This is a genomic window from Desulfobulbus rhabdoformis (assembly GCF_016919065.1).
Classification (GTDB): domain Bacteria; phylum Desulfobacterota; class Desulfobulbia; order Desulfobulbales; family Desulfobulbaceae; genus Desulfobulbus; species Desulfobulbus rhabdoformis.
In genome coordinates, this window is the sequence record NZ_JAFFQA010000165.1 from 1 (window position 1) to 447 (window position 447).

The window sequence follows — 447 nt, forward strand, 5'->3', positions numbered from 1 at the left end:
GAGGGCAGGCAAATACTGGTCGGGGGCGAGGCGGCTGCGGCATGATAACGACGTGCAGGACCAACTGGACCAGCATACGGATTTTCTTGGCATTCCCGTGCAGGAATCCATATTCGCGCAGCCGCCTAAACCCGTTTGGCAGGACATGTTGCAGGAGCAGACGCAGAAACTCTTCTCCCCTAAGCGTCCTCTTCTGCATTGTCCCGGTAGCGCTGTCCCGGTATCTAAAGGTTACTTCGCCGTTGGCATTGGCAACGATGTTTTTTTCTCCAATCACGCCTCGGTACAAATACCTTGCGAGGTATTTCAAGGCCGGTGCGCCGGTGCCCATATGGTCGCAGTGGACAACCCATTTTTTCGGGACTTTGTCTGTGATCCGCAAGCCGATAGCATCTGCTCCGGCCAGGAACTTACCGCGAAAGGCTTCGGCCAAGGCAAAACCGTTGA

The 447-nt window shown here is 55.5% G+C and carries 1 protein-coding gene; it reads right to left on the minus strand.

The genetic code is table 11. The features are described 5' to 3' along the window. On the minus strand, positions 1–447 hold a 447-nt coding region (locus tag JWJ90_RS22925), incomplete at both ends, for an IS91 family transposase (protein WP_205229519.1).